Genomic DNA, 6,720 nt, shown 5'->3' on the forward strand with positions numbered 1-6,720 from the left:
CGCGTTTTCTTCACGCGAACCGGTTTCCACTTCGCTTGAAAACGCTTTGGGAGATGCGCCGTGAGCGTCACGCAGCAACAGGTTTTCGAAGCTCTGGGCAAGGTGGCGTCGCCGCGCGGAGTCGCCTTGACCAACGCCAACGTCTTGTCGCCGGTCACGGTGACCGACGGCAAGGTGTTCTTCTCGATCAATGTCGACGCCGCAGAAGCCCGCGCCTGGGAGAGCGTGCGCGCGCAGGCCGAAGCCGCTGTGCGCGCCATTCCCGGTGTCACCGCCGCCATGATCGCGCTCACCGCCGAGCGCAGGCCCGGCGCCGCGCCGCCGCCGCAGCGCCCCGTGCCGGGCGTGGCGCCGGTTGCTTCACACCGGCCGCCGCACAGCCCGGCGTCACCGATGGCAAAACAGGCGGAGATTCCCGGCATTGCCGCGGTCATCGCGGTGGCCTCCGGCAAGGGCGGCGTCGGCAAATCGACCACCGCGATCAATCTGGCGCTCGGCCTGCGCGACCTCGGTTTGCGGGTCGGCCTGCTCGATGCCGACATTTATGGACCGTCGGTGCCGAGATTGACCGGCATTCGCGAAAAGCCGCAGCTCAACGACGAGCGCAAGATGATTCCGATCCAGCGCTTTGGTCTGGCGATCATGTCGATCGGCTTCCTGGTCGAGGAGGACACCGCAATGATCTGGCGCGGGCCGATGGTGATGTCGGCGATCACCCAGATGCTGCGGGACGTCGAATGGGGCACGCTCGACGTTCTCGTGGTCGATATGCCGCCCGGCACCGGAGACGCGCAGCTGACGCTGGCGCAGAACGTGCCGCTCAAGGGCGCGGTCATTATTTCAACGCCGCAGGATCTTTCCCTGATCGATGCGCGGCGGGGGCTCGCGATGTTCAAGAAGGTCAACGTGCCGGTGCTCGGCATTGTCGAGAACATGAGCTATTTCCAGTGTCCGCATTGCGGCACGAGATCGGACATTTTCGGCCATGGCGGCGCCCGCCACGAGGCCGAGCGGCTCGGGGTGCCGTTTCTGGGCGAAATTCCGCTGCACATGTCGATTCGTGCCGCCTCGGATTCGGGGACGCCGGTGGTGGATAGCGAGCCGGACGGCCCGCATGCGGCGATCTACCGCGCGATCGGCGCCAAGGTCCGCGATCAGCTCCAGGGCGCGATTGCCGCGGCCTGAGCCGGTTTCCCGGCCATATGCGACTTTCGTTTAATCAGTGCAGTCATGCCTTCGTCGCCTATTCTGCGCCCGAAAATCCGTGTTAAAGACCGCCCGCCAGAGCGCCTCCGGCTGACGCGAGATCGCCTCGTCGGGAGAACTGCTCAAGGAAATCTGGGAAACGCCCCCAACAAGGAGATGCCTTAATGAAGCGTCGTGATTTTTTGAAAGTTTCGGCAACCGGTGCCGCGGTGGCCGCCGTTGCCTCGCCGGCGATCGCGCAATCCTCCCCTGAAATCAAGTGGCGCATGACGTCCAGTTTTCCGAAGTCGCTCGACACGATCTACGGCGGTGCCGAATATTTCGCGAAACAGGTTGCCGAGATGACCGACAACAAGTTTCAGATTCAGGTTTTCCAGGCGGGCGAACTCGTTCCGGGACTGCAGGCCCTGGATGCGACGTCCAAGAACACCGTCGAGATGTGCCACACCGTCTCGTATTATTACGTCGGCAAGGACCCGACCTACGCGATCTATGCGTCGGTGCCGTTCGGCCTCAATGCGCGCATGCAGAATTCCTGGTGGTACCAGGGCGGCGGCATGGAGATCGGCAACGAGTTCTTCAAGAAATCCGCCAATGTAATCGCATTCCCTTGCGGCAACACCGGCACCCAGATGGGCGGCTGGTTCCGCAAGGAGATCAAGACGGTCGCCGATCTCTCCGGTCTGAAGTTTCGCATCGGCGGCATCGCCGGGCAGGTGCTGCAGAAGGTCGGCGTCGTGCCGCAGCAACTGGCGGGCGGCGACATCTACCCGTCGCTGGAGAAGGGCACCATCGACGGTGCCGAATGGGTCGGCCCCTATGATGACGAGAAGCTCGGCTTCCAGAAGGTCGCCAAGTACTACTACTATCCCGGTTTCTGGGAGGGCGGCCCGACGGTTCACGCCTTCGCCAATCTCGACAAGTGGAACGAACTGCCGAAAGGCTATCAGGCGATCGTGACCAACGCGGCTGCCAATGCCAATAGCTGGATGGCCGCGCGCTACGACATGCAGAACCCGGCGGCGCTGAAGCGTCTCGTCGCCGGCGGCACGCAGCTTCGACCCTTCACCAACGAAGTGCTGGAAGCCTGCCTGAAGGCGACCAACGAACTGTGGGGCGAAATTTCCGCGAAGAACCCCGACTTCAAGAAGTCGATCGACTCGATGCAGGCCTATCGCTCGGATCAGTATCTGTGGTGGCAGGTTGCCGAATATACCTTCGACAGCTTCATGATCCGCTCGCGTACCCGCGGCTGATCTGCCTTAAGTTGTAAAGAGCTCCAAGCCCGGCCTTTCCGAAGGCCGGGCTTTTTGCATTGCGGTAGGAGTTCGTCGTGGAAATCCGGAACCGGATGTTCCATGCTGGCGCCAAGCCTCGACAAGAAGGCTCGCAATCACATCACAGGAGGAAGTGCTCAATGAAGCGTCGCGACTTTATCAAGGTCACCGGGATAGGCGTTGCGGGGGCTGCAACCATGGCCGCGCCGGCGATCGCGCAATCGATGCCGGAAATCAAATGGCGCATGCCGACGAGCTGGCCGAAATCGCTCGATACGCTCTACGGCGGCGCCGAGATGATGGCCAAGGTCGTTGCCGAAGCCACCGACAACAAATTTCAGATTCAAACCTTCGCCGGCGGCGAAATCGTACCGGGACTGCAGGTGCTCGACGCGGTACAGAACGGCACCGTCGAGATCGGCCACACCGCATCGTATTATTATTTCGGCAAGGACCCGACCTTCACCTTCGGCTCGTCGGTGCCGTTCGGACCCAACATGCGCATCAACCAGGCCTGGTACATGCTGGGGGGCGGCAAGGAAATCCTCAACGAGTTCTACAAGAAGTACAATGTGATCTCGCTGCTCGCCGGCAACACCGGCTGCCAGATGGGCGGCTGGTTCCGCAAGGAGCTCACCAGCGTTGACGACTTCAAGGGTCTCAAATTCCGCATTGGAGGCTTTGCCGGGCGCGTGCTGCAGAAGATGGGCGCCGTGCCGCAGCAGATCGCCGGCGGCGACATCTACCCTGCGCTCGAGAAGGGCACGATCGACGGCGCGGAATGGGTCGGCCCCTACGACGACGAGAAGCTCGGATTCTACAAGGTCGCACCGCATTATTACTATCCCGGCTGGTGGGAAGGCGGCCCGATGCTGCTGTCCTTCGTCAACCTCGATAAATGGAATGCGCTGCCGAAATATTATCAGAGCGTTCTCGAGCAGGCCGGTCACTATGCCAACAACTGGATGATGGCGAAGTACGATCAGTTCAATCCGCAGGCGCTGCGCAAATTGCTCGCCAACGGCACCAAGCTGCATGCCTTCCCGCCGCTGGTCATGGAAGCTTCGCTGAAGGCGGCGAAGGAGTTGCACAGCGAGGTCGCGGCGACCAACGCGGATTTCAGGAAGGTCTATGAGTCGCTGACCACGTTCTCCAACAACAGCTATCAGTGGTTCCAGGTCGCCGAAGTCGGCTACGACAACTTCATGGCGCGCCACTCGCAAAGCTGATCGCGTCTCACATTTTTAGGTGAACGAAAAACCCCGGAGCGAAAGCTCCGGGGTTCTTTGTTTGTAGCTGTCGCCACGGCTAGTTCTTCGCGGGCGGACCGAAATCCAGCGGCGGCGCTTCCTGCTGCGGGATATCGATCTTGATGGTGTTGGGATCGATAGTCGACAGCGCGCCCTTGTAGTGCATCACCATCGAGGGGAACATGATGACCAGCAGCACCATCATGACCTGGATCACGACGAACGGCACCGCGCCCCAATAGATCTGGCCGGTCGTCACGGCTTCCATGCGCTTGCCGGTGACGCGGTCGACATAGGGTTCCTTCGGCGCCACCGAGCGCAGATAGAACAGCGCGAAGCCGAACGGCGGATGCATGAACGAAGTCTGCATGTTGACGCCGAGGATCACGCCGAACCAGATCAGGTCGATGCCGAGGTGTTCGGCGGCCGGTCCAAGCAGCGGAATGACGATGAAGGCAAGCTCGAAGAAATCGAGGAAGAAGGCGAGCACGAACACGAAGGCGTTGACGAAAATCAAAAAGCCGATCTGGCCGCCGGGCAGGGAGGTCAGGAGGTGCTCGACCCAGACATGGCCGTTGACGCCGTAGAAGGTCAGCGAGAACACGCGGGCGCCGACCAGGATGAACACCACGAACGCCGACAGTTTTGCCGTGGATTCGGTGGCCTGCCGGACCAGGTCCCAGCTCAGCCGCCGCTTCATCGCGCCGAGAATGATAGCGCCGGCCGCACCCATGGCGCCGCCCTCGGTCGGCGTCGCCAGCCCGATGAAGATGGTGCCCAGCACCAGGAAGATCAAAAACAACGGCGGCACCATCACGAAGGTGGTCTGCTGCGCCATCTTGGACAGGAAGCGGAAACCGGTGAGCTTGTCGATGATCCAGTTCAGAACCGCCACGAAGAACGCGAACAATATGCCGAAGAACATGCTGAGCACGACGAAGTCGGCGCCATGCGTCTCGGAGTTCCGCATCATGAACCAGCCGAAGAAGCAGCTGGCGATGAAGAGCATCAGCAGCGAAACCAGTCCGCGGCTGCCGCTGTCCTCGCGGAAGCCGATCGCCTCCGGTGGCAGGCCGGGAGCCGCCTTGGGAAATACCAGGGTGACGAGAAACGCGTAAAGCGCATAGAGACCGGCCAGCACCAGTCCCGGTACGAAGGCGCCTTCGTACATGTCGCCGACGGACTTGCCGAGCTGGTCGGCCATCACGATCAGGACCAGCGACGGCGGAATGATCTGCGCCAGCGTGCCGGAAGCCGCGATGATGCCGGTGGCCATCCGGCGGTCGTAGCCGTAGCGCAGCATGATCGGCAGCGAGATCAGGCCCATCGAGATCACGGAAGCCGCGACCACGCCGGTGGTGGCCGCCAGCAGCGCGCCGACGAACACGACGGCGTAGGCGAGGCCGCCGCGGATGGTGCCGAACAACTGCCCGATGGTGTCGAGCAGGTCCTCCGCCATGCCGGATCGTTCGAGCACCAGTCCCATGAATGTGAAGAACGGGATCGCCAGCAACGTGTCGTTGTTCATCACGCCATAGACGCGCTCGGGAAGCGCCTGCAGGAAGTCGGGCCGGAATTCTCCGAGCTGGATGCCGACGAAGGCGTAGATCAGTCCGACCGCGCCGAGCGAGAACGCCGCCGGATAACCCAGCAGCAGCACGACGACCAGTGACGCGAACATGATCGGCGCCATATTGGCGATAAGAAACGCAGACATTTATTCCCCCCGCGACCGCGTCCGGCGATCAGTTCTTTTCGATCGACCCGACGAGGTGCTCGACCTCAGCCTCGAGCGCACTCACCTGTGATGCATGTGGATCCGGAATGAGCCCGCGCATCACGGCGATGCGCTTGATCAGTTCGGAAATTCCCTGGACCAGCAGCAACGTGAATCCGATGATGATCAGCGACTTGGCCGGCCATTGCGGCAGGCCGCCCGCGTTGCCCGATTGCTCGTTGATCTCGACCGAGCGCATGAAGAACGGACCGCCGGTGATGATCATGATGACACAAAGCGGCATCAGGAAAGCCACGTGCCCGACGACGTCGATACTGTCTCGCACCCGCTTCGGCAGCATCTGGTTGACGATATCGATGCGGATATGTTCGTTGTCGAGCAGCGTCCATGGCGAGCACAGCAGGAAAACGATGCTGAACAGCACCCATTGAAGCTCGAGCCAGGAGTTGGACGAGCTATCGAAAACCTTGCGCACGATGGCGTTGACCGCGGACACGATCACCGCGAGCAGGATCAGCCAAGCCAACCGCTTGCCGGTCCAGCGTGTAAACGCGTCGATTCCGCGGCTCAATTTAAGGAGCGATTGCAACGATAGTCCTCCCCCGTTACGCCTCTGTCGTCTTGAACTGCGCCGATCGGGCGCAGGGGCCTATCCGGCCGCGCGAGTATGAAGCCGCCGCACCATTCCAGCGCCCGAAGTCCCCGTCAATCGGAAGTTTGTTGATATTGAAAGGGAAATCCGGCCCGCGGATAGCATCACGCAGGCCTCGCTTCAACCCCCGGTGACGCTCATATGGCGGCTGACGCTGGGGCGGTTGTGCCGGCGGTCGATGATGAAGTCGTGCCCCTTCGGCTTCAATCCGATGGCGCGGTCGATCGCTGCGCTGAGCAGATCGTCGTCGGCGGAGGCCCGCAGCGGTTTGCGCAAATCGGAAGCATCCTCATGGCCGAGGCAAGTGTGCAGCGTCCCGGTACAGGTGATCCTCACCCGGTTGCAGGACTCGCAGAAGTTATGGGTCATCGGCGTGATGAAGCCGAGCTTGCCGCCGGTCTCGCTGACGCGAACGTAACGCGCGGGTCCCCCGGTATTATCGTCGAGGTCGACCAGGGTGTATTGCTGGGCGAGGCGGGCGCGAAGCAGCGACAGCGGCACATACTGGTCGATCCGCCCGGCGCCGATGTCGCCCATCGGCATCACCTCGATCAGCGTCAGCGCCATTTCCTTGGCGTGGGCCCATTCCATCAGCGC

At 61.8% G+C, this 6,720-nt stretch carries 5 protein-coding genes and 1 pseudogene; 3 read left to right on the top strand and 3 right to left on the bottom strand.

Annotated features, from left to right (window positions below; genetic code table 11):
- Positions 1 to 60: 60 nt before the first annotated feature.
- The 3 genes from QZ213_RS03520 (at position 61) to QZ213_RS03530 (ending at position 3,712) form a co-directional block, all read left to right on the top strand.
- The gene (locus QZ213_RS03520; RefSeq protein ID WP_291684666.1) at positions 61 to 1,185 is read left to right on the top strand and encodes a P-loop NTPase; all 1,125 of its coding nucleotides are present in this window, start codon (positions 61 to 63) and stop codon (positions 1,183 to 1,185) included.
- A gap of 185 nt (positions 1,186 to 1,370) precedes the next feature.
- Entirely contained in the window at positions 1,371 to 2,462 is a 1,092-nt protein-coding gene (locus QZ213_RS03525) for a TRAP transporter substrate-binding protein (RefSeq protein WP_291684667.1), read from the top strand.
- Positions 2,463 to 2,623: 161 nt separating this feature from the next.
- Positions 2,624 to 3,712 (top strand): TRAP transporter substrate-binding protein, encoded by a 1,089-nt coding sequence (locus QZ213_RS03530; protein ID WP_291684668.1) that lies wholly within the window; start codon positions 2,624 to 2,626, stop codon positions 3,710 to 3,712.
- A gap of 79 nt (positions 3,713 to 3,791) precedes the next feature.
- Here the strand turns inward: QZ213_RS03530 and QZ213_RS03535 are convergent, their stop codons facing one another.
- The 3 genes and pseudogenes from QZ213_RS03535 to QZ213_RS03545 all read right to left on the bottom strand — a co-directional run.
- Complete coding sequence (locus QZ213_RS03535; protein WP_291684669.1) at positions 3,792 to 5,450, bottom strand: TRAP transporter large permease subunit; 1,659 nt, start codon at positions 5,448 to 5,450, stop codon at positions 3,792 to 3,794.
- 28 nt (positions 5,451 to 5,478) lie between these two features.
- Positions 5,479 to 6,060 carry a TRAP transporter small permease subunit gene (locus tag QZ213_RS03540; RefSeq protein ID WP_291684670.1) on the bottom strand — a complete coding sequence of 194 codons (582 nt, stop codon included), beginning with the start codon at positions 6,058 to 6,060 and terminating at the stop codon, positions 5,479 to 5,481.
- A gap of 183 nt (positions 6,061 to 6,243) precedes the next feature.
- Positions 6,244 to 6,720, bottom strand: a pseudogene (locus tag QZ213_RS03545) (GTP 3',8-cyclase MoaA); the annotation flags it as partial.

Source organism: Bradyrhizobium sp., from assembly GCF_017881085.1.
Lineage (GTDB): Bacteria > Pseudomonadota > Alphaproteobacteria > Rhizobiales > Xanthobacteraceae > Bradyrhizobium.

Coding starts and splice junctions, on each gene's coding strand:
- QZ213_RS03535 (WP_291684669.1), bottom strand. CDS start 5,450: ATGTCTGCGTTTCTTATCGCCAATATGGCGCCGATCATGTTCGCGTCA.
- QZ213_RS03530 (WP_291684668.1), top strand. CDS start 2,624: ATGAAGCGTCGCGACTTTATCAAGGTCACCGGGATAGGCGTTGCGGGG.
- QZ213_RS03525 (WP_291684667.1), top strand. CDS start 1,371: ATGAAGCGTCGTGATTTTTTGAAAGTTTCGGCAACCGGTGCCGCGGTG.